General features: G+C 35.0%; 16 protein-coding genes. 13 read left to right on the top strand and 3 right to left on the bottom strand.

Annotated elements, in window-relative coordinates:
- Positions 1–19: 19 nt before the first annotated feature.
- From ACYFX0_RS14880 to ACYFX0_RS14870, 3 genes are read left to right on the top strand one after another with little or no spacing between them, the layout of a single operon-like run.
- Complete coding sequence (locus ACYFX0_RS14880; RefSeq protein ID WP_106081355.1) at positions 20–928, top strand: DoxX-like family protein; 909 nt, start codon at positions 20–22, stop codon at positions 926–928.
- 4 nt (positions 929–932) lie between these two features.
- Entirely contained in the window at positions 933–1,544 is a 612-nt protein-coding gene (locus ACYFX0_RS14875) for a DUF4166 domain-containing protein (protein ID WP_000002648.1), read from the top strand.
- A 5-nt stretch (positions 1,545–1,549) separates the two neighbouring features.
- Positions 1,550–3,169, top strand: coding sequence for a YndJ family protein (locus ACYFX0_RS14870; RefSeq protein WP_106081354.1), 1,620 nt, complete (start codon positions 1,550–1,552; stop codon positions 3,167–3,169).
- A gap of 36 nt (positions 3,170–3,205) precedes the next feature.
- On the opposite strand, the gene ACYFX0_RS14865 is transcribed toward ACYFX0_RS14870, so the two are convergent.
- Positions 3,206–3,691, bottom strand: a complete 486-nt coding sequence (locus ACYFX0_RS14865) for an 8-oxo-dGTP diphosphatase (RefSeq protein WP_106081353.1) — start codon at positions 3,689–3,691, stop codon at positions 3,206–3,208.
- 136 nt (positions 3,692–3,827) lie between these two features.
- Between ACYFX0_RS14865 and ACYFX0_RS14860 the strand changes: the two genes are divergently transcribed.
- Positions 3,828–5,090, top strand: coding sequence for an MFS transporter (locus ACYFX0_RS14860; protein ID WP_001161167.1), 1,263 nt, complete (start codon positions 3,828–3,830; stop codon positions 5,088–5,090).
- Between the two features lie 214 nt (positions 5,091–5,304).
- Here the strand turns inward: ACYFX0_RS14860 and ACYFX0_RS14855 are convergent, their stop codons facing one another.
- The gene (locus tag ACYFX0_RS14855) at positions 5,305–5,769 is read right to left on the bottom strand and encodes a hypothetical protein (RefSeq protein ID WP_098829347.1); all 465 of its coding nucleotides are present in this window, start codon (positions 5,767–5,769) and stop codon (positions 5,305–5,307) included.
- A gap of 405 nt (positions 5,770–6,174) precedes the next feature.
- Between ACYFX0_RS14855 and ACYFX0_RS14850 the strand changes: the two genes are divergently transcribed.
- The 4 genes from ACYFX0_RS14850 to ACYFX0_RS14835 all read left to right on the top strand — a co-directional run bounded on the left by ACYFX0_RS14850 (position 6,175) and on the right by ACYFX0_RS14835 (position 10,938).
- The gene (locus ACYFX0_RS14850; protein WP_016077878.1) at positions 6,175–6,978 is read left to right on the top strand and encodes a polyphosphate kinase 2 family protein; all 804 of its coding nucleotides are present in this window, start codon (positions 6,175–6,177) and stop codon (positions 6,976–6,978) included.
- Positions 6,979–7,130: 152 nt separating this feature from the next.
- Positions 7,131–7,670: a PadR family transcriptional regulator gene (locus ACYFX0_RS14845; RefSeq protein ID WP_000678333.1), complete on the top strand. Its 540-nt coding sequence runs from the start codon at positions 7,131–7,133 to the stop codon at positions 7,668–7,670.
- Between the two features lie 36 nt (positions 7,671–7,706).
- Positions 7,707–9,455 (top strand): MDR family MFS transporter, encoded by a 1,749-nt coding sequence (locus ACYFX0_RS14840; protein WP_106081352.1) that lies wholly within the window; start codon positions 7,707–7,709, stop codon positions 9,453–9,455.
- Between the two features lie 208 nt (positions 9,456–9,663).
- Complete coding sequence (locus ACYFX0_RS14835) at positions 9,664–10,938, top strand: MFS transporter (RefSeq protein ID WP_106081351.1); 1,275 nt, start codon at positions 9,664–9,666, stop codon at positions 10,936–10,938.
- A gap of 46 nt (positions 10,939–10,984) precedes the next feature.
- Here ACYFX0_RS14835 and ACYFX0_RS14830 read toward each other — a convergent pair whose 3' ends face one another.
- Positions 10,985–11,962 (bottom strand): beta-ketoacyl-ACP synthase 3, encoded by a 978-nt coding sequence (locus ACYFX0_RS14830; protein ID WP_460270845.1) that lies wholly within the window; start codon positions 11,960–11,962, stop codon positions 10,985–10,987.
- A gap of 685 nt (positions 11,963–12,647) precedes the next feature.
- Here ACYFX0_RS14830 and hflX point away from each other — a divergent pair.
- From hflX to ACYFX0_RS14805, 5 genes are all read left to right on the top strand, one after another.
- A complete protein-coding gene (gene hflX / locus ACYFX0_RS14825; RefSeq protein WP_106081349.1) occupies positions 12,648–13,907 on the top strand; it encodes a GTPase HflX in 1,260 nt (419 codons plus the stop codon).
- A 211-nt stretch (positions 13,908–14,118) separates the two neighbouring features.
- Positions 14,119–15,330 carry an MFS transporter gene (locus ACYFX0_RS14820; RefSeq protein ID WP_001149399.1) on the top strand — a complete coding sequence of 404 codons (1,212 nt, stop codon included), beginning with the start codon at positions 14,119–14,121 and terminating at the stop codon, positions 15,328–15,330.
- A gap of 10 nt (positions 15,331–15,340) precedes the next feature.
- The gene (cysK, locus tag ACYFX0_RS14815) at positions 15,341–16,258 is read left to right on the top strand and encodes a cysteine synthase A (protein ID WP_000762276.1); all 918 of its coding nucleotides are present in this window, start codon (positions 15,341–15,343) and stop codon (positions 16,256–16,258) included.
- A gap of 78 nt (positions 16,259–16,336) precedes the next feature.
- Positions 16,337–16,849, top strand: a complete 513-nt coding sequence (locus tag ACYFX0_RS14810) for a GNAT family N-acetyltransferase (RefSeq protein ID WP_106081348.1) — start codon at positions 16,337–16,339, stop codon at positions 16,847–16,849.
- A 92-nt stretch (positions 16,850–16,941) separates the two neighbouring features.
- Complete coding sequence (locus ACYFX0_RS14805; protein WP_098424572.1) at positions 16,942–17,769, top strand: DUF4037 domain-containing protein; 828 nt, start codon at positions 16,942–16,944, stop codon at positions 17,767–17,769.
- Positions 17,770–17,773: the final 4 nt, after the last annotated feature.

The raw sequence follows: 17,773 nt of genomic DNA, 5'->3' as shown, positions 1-17,773 counted from the left end.
GTGCATAGGAGGTGGGAGAATGAAAAGGAAACAGCCTATTTATGTTGCGACAAAAATGAACACGACGATGGAAAAATTATGGAGATATACGCAAGAACCAGATATACATACAGAGTGGGATGCTCGCTTTACTGAAATTTCGTATTTAGAGAAAAAAGAAGGAGAACCACAGAAGTTTTTGTATAAAACAAAGATTGGATTTGGGCTTGAAATAGCTGGAGAAGGGGAATCAATAGGTGAAATAAGAAAAGAAACTGGTGAAAGAATTTCCTCATTAAAATTTTGGACGGATAATACATTATCTCTTATTCAAATAGGACGTGGTTATTGGAAGTATACGCCGAATAAAGAATACATCCATTTTGAGACACAATATGATTATGATACAAGATTTGGTCGTATAGGAAAGGTAATAGATTCCTATATTTTTCGTCCGTTATTAGGTTGGGCGACAGCTTGGAGTTTTGATGCCTTAAAATTATGGTTAGAAAAGGGGCTTCATCCTAGGTTACTAATTAGAAGAACAATGACGTATTGGCTCGTATGCTTTTTATTTGCTTTTGTATGGATATATCAAGGGATAGTGCCGAAACTACTGTTTACTCATTCAGAAGAAGTAAAGATGCTTTCTGTATTAATTGGTTCAAATGAAAGTAGTGTATATATACTTAAAATAATTGGGGTGTTAGAAATAATTTTCGGTGTCGTATGGCTGTTGCCAATAACAAAACGAAAATTATTTATATTGCATATTATTGTATTACTAGTTTTAACGTTAGCGGCAGGATTTACGAATATTGCAAGCTTTACAGGGGCGTTTAATCCGATTACATTAAATGTTCTTCTAATGGGGTTATCAATTGTCGGTTATATAAATAGTTTCGATTTACCAAGCGCGAAAAATTGCAAGAGGGCGAGAAAGGGATAAGTGTATGGCTAATATGTATGAACGATTATTAGGGGATACCTATAAAAATCTTCATCCTGAATTGCAGAAGCGTTATGCCATTACAGAAGAGAATAGTTTTACAGGGGAAGGAAAGATGGATGAAATTTACGGTGGCTCTTTTTTCGTGAAATTTATATTGAAAATTGCATCGAAGTTTCGAATGTTTTTCTCGGAACGAGGAGAGGAAATTCCATTTACGATACAAAACATAGCTGAGCGAGATGAATATGGACAAGAATTAGTAAGGTGGAACCGTACTTTTTATTTTCATAATAAGAAAAGATATTTTAACGCAGTTATGCAATTGGATGAAAACGAAAATGAAATTGTAGATTATTTTGGCGAACCACATTTACTCGTTTCTACACTACATTTTCATATCGATGAGTTAGGGGCAATGCATATTGCTTCAAAGAAACAATGGTTTTATATGTTTGGAAGAAAAATTCCGTTGCCAAAATTCTTGTATGGTGAAGCAAAAATTGTTGAAAGTTATGATGCAACACTACAGTGTTTTCGAATTCATGTACAAGTACGAAACCCGTTAATTGGCTCGCTTTTTTCATATAAGGGAACATTTGTGGAAAGGAAATAAACGATATGAAAAATATAATATTTGGGCTTGCTGGTTATGTTGTTTTTCTATTATGTGAGCGGTCGAATATAAATCCTGTTGAAGCAATTATATTATTATCTGTTTTATTATTTATACCAATGTCACTTTGTATTATTGATAAAAGAAAAAGAGATGGATCGTATTTATTATTTTATAAATTCGTATCGTTTTTATATCCAATTGCAGCAATTTGTGCAATGCTAGCTTTCGTCACAAATCACTATGTATTTGCGCTAGTTTGGTTTGTATATACAGGAATTGTTGCGTTATTTGGTGTAAGTAGATTGCTAGAAAGAGGATGGAAGCCGTTAGAAGAGACCGCCATAGATAGTGCGTTTATTTATTTGTTTTTAGGTGGTTTTTGGTTTTTTGCTTCAGTAGCAAAACTTTCAATTATGCAGTTTAGCTCTGACATTGTTTTACTCACAGCTGCACATTTTCATTATTCGGCGTTTCTATTGCCATTATCAGCTGGTTTAATAGGGAGAAAAAGAGAAAAGAGAAGTAAAGTATATGATGTTATTATGTTTATCATCATGATTTCACCTATGACAGTCGCAATAGGAATTACATACTCGAGAATATTTGAATTTTTTGCAGTGTTTCTATATTTATGTGCGATTTATGGGTATGGATTTTACGTTTGGAGAGCAAAATTTAATGCTATCAGTGCAAAGATTCTTCTAATCGTTTCGTCTAGTACACTCATGGTTACAATTATGTTCTCACTTATATACTCATACGGGAATTTGAAGCATGTAATGACGATTACAATTGCTCAAATGGTTTGGATTCACGGTGTTGTCAACGGAATTGGAGTAGCGTTACCGGCATTTGTCGGCTGGATGATCGAAAAGAGTGTTCCGAATTATAAATACTATGGGAAACCAATGAGTAAATTAAGAGGAAGTGTGGCAATTGGTGAGGCTTTTTTATATAGCGGCAATTTAGTAGGCAGTAAGGAATACAATGGTTTAGTTGATAAAGTAAATGACTTTCATAGTGAGTCATTTGACGTGACGAAGGTACCTTTAAGTATTATTCGTTTTTATGAAAATACAACAGAGTATGAGTTGCAATCAAATATTAAATGGGCTCGTTGGTTCCGCCCATTTGCATTTTGTTATGAGAAAATGAGCAAGCGTGTAGGACAAATACATTTAGGAATGGGCGACAAGTGGGAACCGATGCATGGCTCTATCATTGGTGTAATGGATGAGGAAGATGGAAGAGAGAATGTAAGGGCTTGGCTAAGGAAAAATGAAGCAGGTGAATCTATTTTTGTAGCTCTTTATTCAAAGCATACAAATAAGGATGAGACATATATGAATATCGCCTTACCTTTACCTTATTCGAATATGACAGGAGTTTTGAAATTATGTAATAAGAGTAATGATTTAATCATTACTAGTAAGCTAAGAAGAAATGGTAAGGGAGATGAGGGTATTTATTTACATACTCGGTTCTTAACAATCCGTTTACCGTTAGCAGAGACTTTCGTCATTACAGAGGATAAGGATAAAATGTTAACAGCTCATCATAGCATGTGGATATTTGGACTTAAATTTTTACATATTCATTATAAGATTGAAAAAATTACTTAGAAGTAAGAAAGGCTTGGACAGGTTTCCAAGCTTTTTTTATGTATGAGTAATTGTCATAGAAATTTGTTTATTTAGCTCATTATCCCAAACACGTTGAATTTCAAAAATGCCTGTTTCAAAAAATAATGGGAATCTTTCTTTAAACCAAGTTTGCATAGGTAGCTTTAGTGCTGTATCGATTGGTATCCATAATAATTCGCCCTCAGGAGGGTTTAAAAGAAGTTCACCTTCAAATGAGTCTGTCCAGTAGTTAAATACCATGTACCGAACATTACCTTTCGGATTTACATATTCATCTAATCCTTTAAAAGTTAAATTCGAAACAAGTAATCCAGTTTCCTCTTTTACTTCTCTTATAGCGGCTTGAACGATACTTTCGGGGAAATCTACTTTGCCGCCAGGAGCGATGTAGCCAGGGAAACCTCGATGGTTGGGGCGTTTTATGAGTAAAACTTCATTGTTACGTTGGATCATACACATTGTATAGATCTGGTGTTCGATGTTATGTGAATTTAGAGGCATAATGATGTATTCTCCTTTATATTTTTTGATAATTTTACCATAACATAATTGTTTCTTATATAATTAGAAATTGAATATTATAAATTTTCAGTTATAAATTATAAATTCTATAGTCATTCGAAAAGAGGGAAGAGACATGCAAGGAGAAATACAAAAGGAGAAAAGTTTAGGTTATGTTGGTAAATTATTATTACCGGTTAAAGTATCACCACACTTTAAATTTTTATGGATTGGACAATTACTCTCGGCCTTAGGTAGTTCGATAACTATGGTCATACTCCCAGTTGTTGTGTATTCATTAATTGGCTCAACAGTTGTGATGGGAATGACAATGGCAATGTACATGCTACCTAATATTCTCGCTTTACCGTTTGCAGGTTTAATTGTAGACCGAATTGATCGGGTTAAATTAATGTTATTTACGGATATACTCCGCTGTATATTAATGCTATTACTTGCATCGCTTATATTTATGGATTTATTAACAATTACAGTTTTATACATTCTCGTTGCCTTATACGGACTTATGGAAGGGATATTCCAACCAGCATATTCTGCTGTAAGAGCGAAAGTATTCGTTCCTGAAATTCGTAATGCAGCTAACGCACTCACTCAAATGAGTAATCAAGGTATACGATTAATTGGACCAGCACTTGGTGGGTTAATCGTATCGGTTGCGTCTGCAGGGATAGGTTTCGGACTAGATGCAGTAACGTACTTATTATCATTTTTATGTTTATTATTTTTAAAAGAAATTAAGTTTGAAAAAGTAAAACCCATTGAAAAGAGTAAGCTTAATTACAAACAAGAGTTTATGGAAGGTGTATTAGTTTTAAAAAGTCATCCGTGGCTGTGGATTACAATTTTAGTTTTTTCTTTTATAAATATTTGTTATGCCGGCATTATCGTCGTGTTAATTCCGTGGTTATTTAATGTTCATCATCATTTTGAAGCTTACGTGTATGGACTTGGCATGGCCTTTTCTGGTGGTGGGGCTGTAATTGCTGCATTAATATTTGGTGGGAAAGAGCGGTGGCATAAGAGAGGATTACTGGCTTATGGAGGTGTTTTAATGAGTGGTATTGCTTTATTAATTATGCCATTCATTTCTTGGGCACCCGCTTTAATATTCTTAATGGCAATTGAAGGATTTGGCATGATGATATTTGGACTCATTTGGGAAACGAGTTTACAGGAACTTGTACCAGAAGAAGCATTCGGAAGAGTGGCAAGTCTTGATATGTTGGGTTCTTTTGCTTTATTGCCATTAGGGTATGTAGTTGTAGGCTGGTTAGCTACTGTCATAGGTGGCGAGATAACTATTATAACACTAGCTAGTTTAGTAATTTTAACAATTGGAATAGCATTGTCTGTACCGAGTATTCGTCGATTTAATTGATTATATGGGAAAAGAGGGCTAGACCTATATAGAAAATAACCTAGCATATAATCAACCAGTATTAATAAAACAACTTTGTAATGAAAAGCCTTCCATACATATTTGGCGCAAAAAATTAGTATCGAAGCAACAAAATTAGAAATCACAAAAGAAGTGACGGAAGCGATACAAGCAGGTTTCAAAAAAGAAGACTAAGCCCTAAAGAAATTAGGACTTAGTCTTCATTAAATACAAATGTTTGTTTCATTTTTTTACCTTCATTTATCGGGTGGCCGTTATAAGAGAAATTCTTTTCCTCCCAAGTGATCACAACTTTAAAATTATGACTATTAAAGTCTAATGGGAATACCATGTAGTCAAAGCTTGTATGACTTTTGGAAACATTTTCATTAGGTGTAGTAGGTTTAAAGGTAGCTTTAGAGGTAGGATTGTTATCAAGTATTTCCACAGATACGTTTGATACATCATGACCGATGTTTTTTACGAGTAAACTATATGTATCAAATACACCTTGCTTTGGCTGGATTGCTTGCTTGTTTGAGTTATGAGATTTATCAATTTCGACATACCATTGTTTAGACTTTGACGCAATCGGTAGTGACTGAAATGTGTAAGCACTAGCTTGCATTGGTAGTGCTAAACATATAAGCGTAAAGAGAGTTAATATTTTTCGTTTCATTTTTTTAGAGCTCCCATTCTTTAATGGATTTACTTGTTATTATCTTCTTTTTACAAGTAAATATACCATATAATGTAAAGTGGGTATTGTGAGTAGTGAATTAATATCTTATTCACTACTCTTATAGCTGGCATAATTACGTATGTAGTAAGAAAGAATAAATTTGTTTTTTCTATACTTAGATTGCCGCCCTTTTTAAAAGGGCTATTTTTAGGTTTTAATAAAAAGAATATCCTAAGAGTTCCGTATAAATTATTTATTTTAATGTAGTTAAATGTGCTTATATATGTGAAATTAGAGAAGGAAGCTGTGTAGAGATGTTTCTACACAGCTTTTTAGGATATGAAAAAAATCCCAAAAAATATGTTAAAATAACATTGTCATACAACAAGGGGGCTTTGTTTTATGGAAAATGTACATCTTGCTAAAGTAGATTTAACGAAAAAAATTGAATCAAAATCTAAGTACAACAAGAAACTCGAAAAATATCAAAGGCGCTTATTAGCATTACAGCAAATTTTGAAAGAAGAAAAAATCGCGGTTATGCTTGTTATGGAAGGATGGGATGCGGCTGGTAAAGGTGGGGCAATTAAGCGGGTGACGGAACATCTTGACCCACGTGGGTTCCAAGTAGATCCAATTGGAGCGCCTGCACCTCATGAAAAACGTTACCATTATTTGCAACGTTTCTGGCGCAAAATTCCACAGTACGGGCAAATTACCATTTTTGATCGCTCATGGTACGGTCGTGTGTTAGTTGAGCGTGTTGAAGGTTTTGCTACAAAGGAAGAGTGGATGAGAGCATATGATGAGATTAATGATTTTGAAAAACTACTAACAGATGACCATTACATAATAGGGAAGTTCTTCTACCATATAAGTAAAGAGGAACAGTTAAAGAGATTTAACGATAGAGAGAAAAATCCTTTGAAAAGATGGAAAATTACAGATGAAGATTGGCGTAATCGTGAAAAATGGGATGAGTATGTTGAAGCGATGGAAGACATGTTTGAAAGAACAAGTAAGCAAAATGCGAAGTGGCATATTATTGAAAGTAACGATAAATTGTATGCCCGTGTGAAAACGTTAAAAATCATTATTTCATTCATAGAGGATTATTTCTTAGAACATGGTATAGAATTGCCTTCTTATTATTATGAAATGAAAGAGGATATTGAAGTTTTGCAAGATGTAGGTGTGAAAGAGTAAATAAGAAAATGGCCCTGTGAATTGGTAAAACCAAATTATGGGGCTTTTTTATTTAGAAACATTTTACAAATAACAAAATAAGGTATATAATCGATAATCATATTAATATTGTTAATATGATTATCGATTATATACTATGTGGGGGTTTTACTTTGAAGGGAAGAGATGTTGTTTTAGGTTTATTAATGGAAAAGGAATTGTCTGGTTACGATATTAAAATTGTGTTTGAAGACGTATTTACTCATTTTTTTGATGGAAGTTTTGGAATGATTTATCCAACGTTACGACAATTGGAGAATGAGGGGAAAATAAAAAAAGAAGTTGTCATGCAAGAGGGAAAACCGAATAAGAAAATGTACTTTATTACAGATGAGGGGCGTGAAGAATTTTATCAATACATGCAGACGCCTGTAGAGAAGGATGTTTTACGTTCGGATTTTTTAATGAGAATGTATTTTGGTAACTATAGTGATGATGTAACAATAAAAAAATGGATTAAAGATGAAATTGAAAGAAAAGAAGCGTACATTGCAGATCTTCGATTGAAATATGAAAAGTGGAGAGTAGGTATTACTTTCGTCGAAGAAATTTCACTAGATGTAGGTATTGCATCGTATAGTGCACAAGTGGAGACTTTGAAGAAAAAATTAGAAGAGTTAGAGGCGAAAGAAAACAATAAAACAGAAGAATGAAAAACGCGTTCACAATAAATAAAGGGGTATATAAAGATGGAGCAAACAAAGGGTATTAAGATTGTCTTTTTAATGTGTCTAGGTATCTTTCTTTGTATGATTGATACGACAATTATGAATATAGCTTTACCGGCAATACAATCGAGTGTAAATACTTCATTAGAAAAGATGTCTTGGGTATTAAATGTTTATACAATGACGATTGCAGTACTCGCCATTCCGTTAGGGCGGATAGCTGATATCTTTGGAAAAGCAAAGATGTATATTCTTGGTTTGGTGATTTTTGGTGGTGGATCGGTACTTTGCGCTTTTGCTAATACAGGTGATTTTCTTATTTTTTCTCGTTTTATACAAAGTATTGGGGCAGCGATTTTATTTCCAACAAGTATGGTAATTGGTGTATCAGCTATGCCATTAGCTAAGAGGCATGTTGCGCTTGCGATTTTAGGAGTAACACAAGGATTGTCAGCTGCTATGGGACCAGTGATAGGTGGAATTATTACGCAAAATTTAGGATGGAGATGGGTGTTCTTCGTTAATGTTCCGGTTTGTATAATAGGAATCGTGTTATGTTGCATCATGCTACAAATAAAAAATGAAGAACGTATTATCTCAAAAATAGATTGGATAGGACTACTATTAAGTAGCACAGCAATTTTTTCATTTACTCTCATATTAGTAAAAGGTAATACATGGGGATGGCAAAGTAATATTGCTTTGTCTTGTTATGCAATTAGCACTATTTCTCTTATTCTATTTGTTTTAGTAGAACGAAAGATTCATAACCCAATGGTGAATTTAAAGTTATTTCAAGATCGAATGTTTGTCGGAGCGTCTATCGTTGTTATATTAAGTAATTTATTTTTAATTGGAGTTACTGTATTGCTTCCAACGTTCTTGACGAAACTACAAGGTCGGACGGAAATTGAAGCGGCTTTTTTAGTGACACCTATTTCAGCAATGATATTTTTAATCTCACCAGTTGCAGCAACTTTAATTAAAAAACTCGGAAAAGTAACTATTATTTTGTCAGGATTTCTTGTTATGGGGCTTTCCTACTATTGGTTGCAAATGATTGATGTTAATTCAACAAATATAGAATTTATTATTCCATGTATGATATTAGGTGTTGGATATGGTTTAGTAGTGGGGCCAATTACAGTTTTAAGTGCGTCTTCGTTTGAAGGAGAATTATTAACTGCTTCTCAAAGTGTTGTATCAATGTTACGACAAGTTGGAATTGTATTGGCGGTCGCAATATTTGTCTCTAACTTAACTCACAATTTAACTGTAAATAAAGAAAAAGTATATCGTTATGCAGAAGAAAAGGTGCGGAATATTCATGTGAATAGTACTGAGCAAACTGAAATTTTACAAATGACTAAAGAAAAAATAGAGAATCAAAGTTTAGAGTCAAATATAAATAAGAAACAAAATGCAATGACAATAGGATTAAGTAAAGAGAAGAAGGAAGAATTGATTCGCGACAAGACGGATGAAATATTAAGAAAAGTTCCAGTAGAATATAGGGATGTAAAAAGAAAAGAAGTTATGAGGCAAGTGACAAAAGAAGTTGAAAAACAAGAGGAAAGTATAAAGAAAGAGGTACTCACATTTTCAAATGATGTGAATCATTATGCCAAGAATCAGATGGCTATGAGTTTTACAGATTTATATAAAGCAAGTGTGCCAATTATTTTAATTTGTGCTTTCGTAAGTTTGTTGTTTTGGGAAGGAAAAGCTTTGAGTAAAAAGAGAAGGGGAAGATTAGTAGAAGAAGCGTAAAGAAAAACAGGCTATAGCAGCCTGTTTTTTTCATTGTTTCCTCCTTGCATATTGTGAATAGTAGTATTTTTAATATAGCATGGGATAAGTCGAGTATGATTAGAAAGTTTTTTAGAATGAAAGGGATGAATGGAAAATGCCATTGAATATGTAACGTTATACATAGTACATTAACAAGAGGGCTTAATTTTAAAAGGAGGATGGGGAATTGCTAGATAAGGCAGGGGCTTTAATAGATAATCATGTGTACACAGAAGAAGAGCAACAAAAACTATACAAACGAACGTTAATAATCGTCAGCATTTCACAAATGTTTGGCGGTGCAGGACTAGCTGCTGGTATTACAGTGGGAGCACTTCTTGCGCAGCAAATGCTTGGAACAGATGCATTTGCAGGATTACCAACTGCTATGTTTACATTGGGATCGGCATTAGCAGCTTTCATAGTAGGGAAGCTTTCGCAACGATATGGACGCCGGATAGGTCTTGCAACAGGGTTTATAGTAGGTGGATTTGGAGCAATTGGTGTTGTAATGGCAGCTTTAACAAATAGTATTATTCTTTTACTTATTTCTTTACTCATATATGGTGCCGGTACAGCCACGAATCTACAAGCTCGTTATGCAGGTACAGATTTAGCAGATAAGAAGCAGAGAGCAACGGCTGTTAGTATTACGATGGTAATGACGACTTTCGGTGCAGTTGCAGGACCAAATTTAGTAGGGGTAATGGGAAGTTTTGCTCATTCAATTGGAGTTCCTAAACTTGCAGGTCCGTTCATACTATCGGCAGCAGCATTTATACTGGCGGGTCTAGTTCTTTTTGTTATGCTTCGTCCAGATCCGTTAATTATTGCTAACATAATAGAAAGATATAAACAGGAACATACATATAAAGGGCAACCAATAACAGAAGAAGCGAAAGAAAATAAACGAGGTATTACAGTTGGAGCAATCGTAATGATACTTACGCAAATAGTGATGGTTGCGATTATGACGATGACGCCAGTTCATATGGGACACCACGGTCACGGTTTAAGTGCAGTAGGACTTGTGATAGGTTTTCATGTAGGTGCAATGTATCTTCCATCTCTCATTACAGGAATGTTAATTGATAAAATTGGCCGAACTACAATGAGTATAGCTGGTGGAGTGATTTTACTTGCAGCGGGTGTCATAGCTGCGATAGCGCCAAGTGATTCTTTATTATTATTAATCGTTGCTCTTTCTTTACTTGGGCTAGGATGGAACCTCGGATTGATAAGTGGTACAGCACAAATCGTTGATTCCACAACACCGTCTACACGTGCTAAAACACAAGGGAAAATAGATGTTTTTATTGCGCTAGCTGGAGCTTCTGGTGGAGCGATGTCAGGTATGGTAGTAGCGAATTCAAGTTATGCAGTATTGTCATTGGCTGGAGGCGTGTTAGCGTTATTACTTATTCCTGTTGTGATATGGTCTCGAAAAGGGGCAAGAAATTAAATGAAAAAGAGGTTCTAGTTACTGACTAGAGCCTCTTTTTATACACTTAAATTAAATTCCACTCTACAATAAGCCCTAAATGCGTAAGTCCGCCACCAAATCCGTATAGTAAAAGTGTGTCTCCGTTATTTAATTTTCCTTCTTTTATAGCTAAATTTAAAGCGAGTGGAATGGTGACTGTATTCCCCATATATTCCACGCTCGTTAATGTTTTTTGTATTGGAATTTGAGATTTTTCGCAAATAGATTCGATCATTCGTAAGTTAGCGCTGTGGGGTATGAACCAGTCTATATCATCTACTGGCATATTTGCGGTATGTAATAAATTTTTTATGCCTTTTGGCACTGTGTGTGTTGCCCATTTATATACTTCTCTTCCATTTTGAACGATTTTTTCATTTGTTTGCAGTGGTGTGCCATTCATAGTAGTAGATAAGTTTGTTCTGTATAGATGAATGCCGCCATTACCGTTTGTTCCCATGTGAGCAGCGATAAAGCTTTGGGTGTTTTCATCTCTTTCTAATAAAATAGCTCCAGCACCATCACCGAATAAAACACAGGTCGTTCTATCGGTATAATCAGTAACTTTAGATAATGTCTCTGTCGCTACGACAAGTACTTTTTTATGTGATCCAGAAGTGATTAAGCTATTACCGACGTGTAGTCCATATGTAAAACCAGCACAAGTTGCATTTAAATCAAAAGCTATTGTATGAGGTATGTTGAAGTATTGTTGTATTTGGCAAGCAACACTAGGAAAAACGTAATCAGCAGTAGTAGTAGCGACAATGATACAGTCGACATCTTCTAAGTTTTTCTTATATGTTGTACATAAATTTTCAATCGCTTTAATGGCTAAGTTTGAGGAGTATTCTTCTTCGCTAGCGATTCTTCTTTCACTAATTCCTGTTCTTTGTACAATCCATTCATCATTCGTATGGACCATCTTTTCTAAATTGTTATTAGACAATATTTGATCTGGAACATAAGTACCAATTGCAGTAATACGAGATTTAGAATGCATAGGAACATCTCCTAATTTTTATTTTTATAACCTGATACTAATATCAGGTTATAAAAATGTCAATATAGATTTTTGGTGTATTGAACGACTTAACTTACTATGAAGGGATTTATCGAGTGTTGTAAAAATAATATAAGAGAAGTTTCTAAAATTGATAATTGCTTTTGTTATTTTTGTTGTGAGAAAAACTCGCAAAAAATGACGATTAAAGTAAAAATATAAAGATTTTCTTTAGCGTGATATAGGTTGTTAAACCTTGTGAAGGCGAATTACTTATGCTACACTTTATGTAACTTAAAATGAACGGAGGGGCTTCCTTTGATCTTAATCAGATTACGTCTCAATACTTTGTGCCAATAATTGAATAGCGCTCAAAGGCTCTGTCTGTGTACAGAGTGAACGGGATTGGTCTGCCTATTTTAAAGGAACCCTTTATTAAGCTTATATGTGAAAAAGAGGGAGGGACGAATACGCCCTCTTTTTGTTTTGCCTTTATAAATAGAATGGGATTGTATAGGTGAACACTTATTGTGGATACGTATATAATCTTGGGACTTTTTGACTATGAGATAGGATGAAAGCATAGCTTTCTTCTATTTCTTTGGTGAACCCTTATCCGTTTACGAAAACACAGGCAGCGACCTGTGTTTTTTATTTTACGTAATCGAAATGGAGGAATAAATATATGGAAGAAGTATTACAAAGAGCAGTTTTAGTTGGAGTAAATTTAGGTAATGAAGGTGATTTTGCATATTCGATGGAAGAGTTAACAAATCTTGCGGAAGCTTGTGATGTAGAGGTAATTGGGCAAGTAACGCAAAATTTACAACGAGTAAATCCGTCGCATTATATCGGAAAAGGAAAGATTGAAGAAGTAGCAGCGTATGTAAAAGAAATAGATGCGAATATGGTCATCTTTAATGATGAATTATCTCCTTCACAAATTCGAAATTTAGAAGAGGATTTAGATTGTAAGGTAATTGATCGTACCATTTTAATTTTAGATATTTTTGCGCAACGTGCGAAAACGAAAGAAGCACAGCTACAAGTAGAAGTAGCACACCTTCAGTACATGATGCCTCGTTTAATCGGTCTTCGTGAATCGTTAGGAAGACAGAGCGGCGGCGTTGGTACGAAAAATAAAGGTGTCGGTGAGAAGAAGTTAGAGTTAGATCGTCGTAAAATTGAAGAACAAATTTCAGTTTTAAATAAAGATTTAGAAGCGCTCGTTGCCCAGCGTCAAACGCAGCGAAAGCAACGTAAGAAAACTGAAATACCTGTAGTAGCATTAGTAGGTTATACGAATGCAGGAAAGTCTACGACGATGAATGCAATGCTTGAAATTTATAATGGTACAGAAGAAAAACAAGTATTTGAAAAAGATATGTTATTTGCGACGTTAGAAACATCTGTACGAAATATTGATTTGCCAGATAATAAATCATTCTTATTAACAGATACAGTTGGATTTGTAAGTAAATTACCACATCATCTTGTGAAGGCGTTCCGTTCAACATTAGAAGAAGTAGCGGAAGCAGACTTACTTATTCATGTTGTAGATTACGCAAATCCAAATTATGAACAATTAATTGATATTACAAATGAAACGTTAAAGAAAATTGGAGTAGAAAATATTCCAACAATCTATGCCTATAACAAATCAGATATGGTGGATGTTGAAATTCCGAAAGTACAAGAAGACCGCGTGTATTTATCTGCGAAGAAACATGTTGGAATTGAAGAGCTTGTAGAAATGATTCGTTCCCATATTTATAAAGAATATACGAAATGTGAAATGTTAATTCCGTATGATCAAGGACAGGTAGTTTCGTATTTCAATAATCATGCACACGTTTTATCTACGAGTTACGAAAACGAAGGTACCAAATTAGAAATAGAATGTAAGACGAGTGATTACGAGAAGTATAAGCATTTTGCAATTTAATGTAAGAGGCAACCCAGTATGTGATTGGGTTGTCTTTTTTTGTACTGTTTTACCGCTGAAAGTTACAAGGATGCAAGCCAATGACGGGAGTTAAGTTATATTTCTGGAAAAAGAAATGAAAGCAGTATAGAATAGAAATGTTTCAAAAGTCAGAATTTATTACACCTACTGTAATAAATATATATTTTGTACAGAAAGGGGAGATTCACATATGCAGGCAGTTTCACACAAAAAAACTGTAGAAACACCGACAATATATCGAATTTTATTTGCGATTAGCTTTGGGCATTTTTTAAATGATTCGATGCAAGCAGTTGTGCCGGCGTTGTTTCCTATTTTGGAAAAAACGATGAATTTATCCTATATGCAAGTAGGGTGGATTGCGTTTGCTTTAAATATGACGTCATCGATTATGCAACCGGTGTTTGGTATGTATTCAGATAAGAAGCCATCACCATTTTTATTACCACTCGGTATGTTTTCAAGCATGCTTGGAATGATTGGACTCGCGTTTGCACCAAACTTTATTATTGTTATTATTTCTGTTTTATTTATTGGTTTAGGTTCCGCAGTTTTTCATCCAGAAGGCGCTCGTGTTGCGTATATGGCGGCAGGTGCAAAACGAGGGTTAGCGCAAGCGATTTATCAAGTTGGGGGAAACACGGGGAATTCCTTAGCTCCTATTTTTACAGCGCTAATTTTCGTTCCACTCGGTCAAATTGGTTCATTAGGTTTTACAGCATTTGCAGCAGTAGGAATTGTATTATTAATTTTCGTATCGAATTGGTACAAAAATGAATTAGCAACCGGCGCTGTAAGAAGGAAGAAGAGGGCTGCGCTTGAGGCGGAAAATGCAATTGTAAGTACACACATTAAATTCGTTATTATACTTCTTGTTTTTCTTACTTTTGTACGCTCTTGGTACGGTGCTGGTATCGGGAATTTCTATCAATTTTACTTAATAGAGCATTACGGTTTATCTATAAAAAATGCCCAGTATTTCGTATTCGCATTTATGATTGCTGGTGTGTTAGGAACTTTCTTCGGAGGACCGTTAGCAGATCGATTTGGTAAGAAAAATATCATCGTATTTTCAATGTTAGGTTCAGCGCCACTTGCACTGTTATTACCACATGTCTCACTTGTGTGGGTCGTACCGTTATTTTTATGTATCGGTTTTATTAGTTCAAGTAGTTTTAGTGTAATTGTTGTATATGCACAAGAGCTTGTACCTGGAAAAGTGGGAATGGTGTCAGGATTAATCGTAGGTCTTGCGTTTGGACTTGGAGCATTAGGTGCAGTAGTTCTTGGGAAATTAGCAGATATATATAGCCTGCAATTTATTATGCTATTATGTAGTTGTCTACCATTAATTGGACTCACTTCATGGTTACTGCCAAGTGATAAGAAAACGATAGAATAGGGGATGGGCTATGAAATTATGTGAAAACGTAACAGAATTAATAGGCGATACACCTGTCGTCCGATTATCTAAATTTATTCCGGAAGACGCAGCAGATGTGTATGTGAAACTAGAAATGTTTAATCCATCGCGCAGTGTGAAAGACCGTGCTGCTTATAATTTACTTCACGTTGCAGAAGAAAATGGTCTCATCAAACCAGGAGATACAATCATTGAACCGACAAGCGGGAATACAGGGATTGGTTTAGCGATGAATGCAGCAGCTAAAGGGTATAAAGCGATTTTAATTATGCCAGATAATATGTCAAAAGAGCGTATTAATTTATTGAAAGCATACGGAGCAGAAGTAGTTTTAACACCAGCAGAACAAAGAATGCCAGGAGCAATTGCGAAGGCGTTAGAATTGCAAAAGCAAATACCGAATAGTTTTATTCCGCAACAATTTGAAAACCCAGCTAATCCGAATATTCACCGCTATACGACTGCGCTTGAAATTTATGAACAAATGGATAGAGAGCTTGACGCCTTTGTTGCAACGGCAGGAACAGGCGGAACGATTACAGGGACTGGTGAAACGTTAAAAGAGAAATTACCAAACTTATATATTGCAGTAGTGGAACCGAAAGGATCTCCCGTTTTATCAGGTGGTGTACCAGGTCCTCATAAACTAGTAGGAACAAGCCCAGGGTTTATCCCGAAAAACTTAAATACAGAAGTGTATAACGAAATTATTCAAATTGCAGACGAAGAGGCTTTAACGACAATGAGAAACTTAGCTAGACAAGAGGGATTATTAGTTGGTCCGTCTTCTGGAGCATCTGTTTACGCTGCAATCATGATAGCGAAACGCCTAGGCGTTGGTAAAAAAGTTTTATGTATTGCGCCTGATACAGGTGAACGTTATTTGAGTATGGGGTTATTTGAATAAAAAGGATAGAAACACCTTAATAGTGAATAACTGCTATTAAGGTGTTTGTTTTATGGAATAAAGAGGGGGAGAAGAACAATGAAACTATTAAAACCAACCCATGAATATAGTGAGCATATTACAGCGTATAGACACGCGTTTTTACACTTAGGGGAACAACCACATGGAAGTAGTTCTTTACAAAACTTTGATTCTCTTGATGAATGGTTTGAAAAAGTGAGTAAACAAGAATTAGGAGAAAATTTACTAGCTAATCGAATGCCATCTAGTCAGTTTTTAAGTTTTGAAAAAGGAGAACTTATAGGTTTTGTGAATATTAGACATAGATTAAATCCAGAATTATTACGGGAAAGCGGTCATATTGGATATAGTGTCCATCCGAATAAACGTCGCCACGGTTACGCTACGAAACAACTAAAGCTTGCATTAGCTGAAGCGCAAAAATTAGGATTGCAGAAAGTATTAATAACTTGCGATAAATCCAATATCGGTTCTGCTAAAACGATTCAAAAGGTCGGCGGTGTGTTAGAAAATGAAATAGTTTCTTCTCGTACTGGTGAAGTTATTCAGCGCTTTTGGATAGAAATATGATGCAGTAGGAATTTGAAAAGGTAATGCAAGCTGTAATATCGAAATAGATAAATGGAATATAGGGGATTACTGCAATTTTAGGGGGAAATGAAATGGGATTAAAAGAGAAAGCGATAGAGATGTCAGAGATTTATAGGGAAAATCCGAAAGTAGAAGCCATTATTTTAGCGGGTTCAGTAGCTAGAAAGCTTGAAGATGAACATTCAGATATAGAATTACATATTTTATGGTCAACACCGCCGGAAGATGAGGATCGTAGGGCCCCTATTTATCATATTGATGGGAAAATATTATCGTATCATCCGTATGAGGAAGAAGAATGGTCGGAAACGTATTTAACGAAAGAGGGAATTAAATTAGAGATTAGTAACTTTTTAACAGAGACAGTAGAGAAAGTGATTTCGGATGTGGTGGATCAATATGATATAAGTTATGAAAAACAATGTATTGTATCATCCGTTCATGATGGTGTTAGTTTGTATGGAGAAGGGAAAGTGAATGAATTAAAAGAAAAAGTAGCGGCATATCCAGATGAACTAGTAAAACGGATGATTTCAGAAAATCTATGGTTAAGTAATCGTTGGCACAATCGAAAGGCGCTTTTAAAACGGAAAGATTGGCTTATGCTTTATGACGTTATTTGCGAAGTACAAAGGAACGTATTCGGTGTTTTATTTGGTTTGAATAAAATGTACGTACATCATCCAGCGTTTAAATGGATGCCTAATAATGTGGAACGAATGACTATTAAACCTGAAAAATTATATGAACGTATGGCGGACACATTAATAGGGAATCCAGAAAATAGTGTGCAGGAGTTAGAGTTGCTAATAGAAGAAGTGTTGCAACAAGTTCATACATACGCGCCAGGAGTAAATGTGGATGAGCAAGAAAAATCTATTTTTTATTTTGTGAAATAGAAAA

It is taken from the genome of Bacillus sp. NEAU-Y102 (assembly GCF_054788175.1).
Note: the sequence above shows the minus strand (reverse complement) of the source record. Positions and strands in the feature narration are given on the sequence as shown.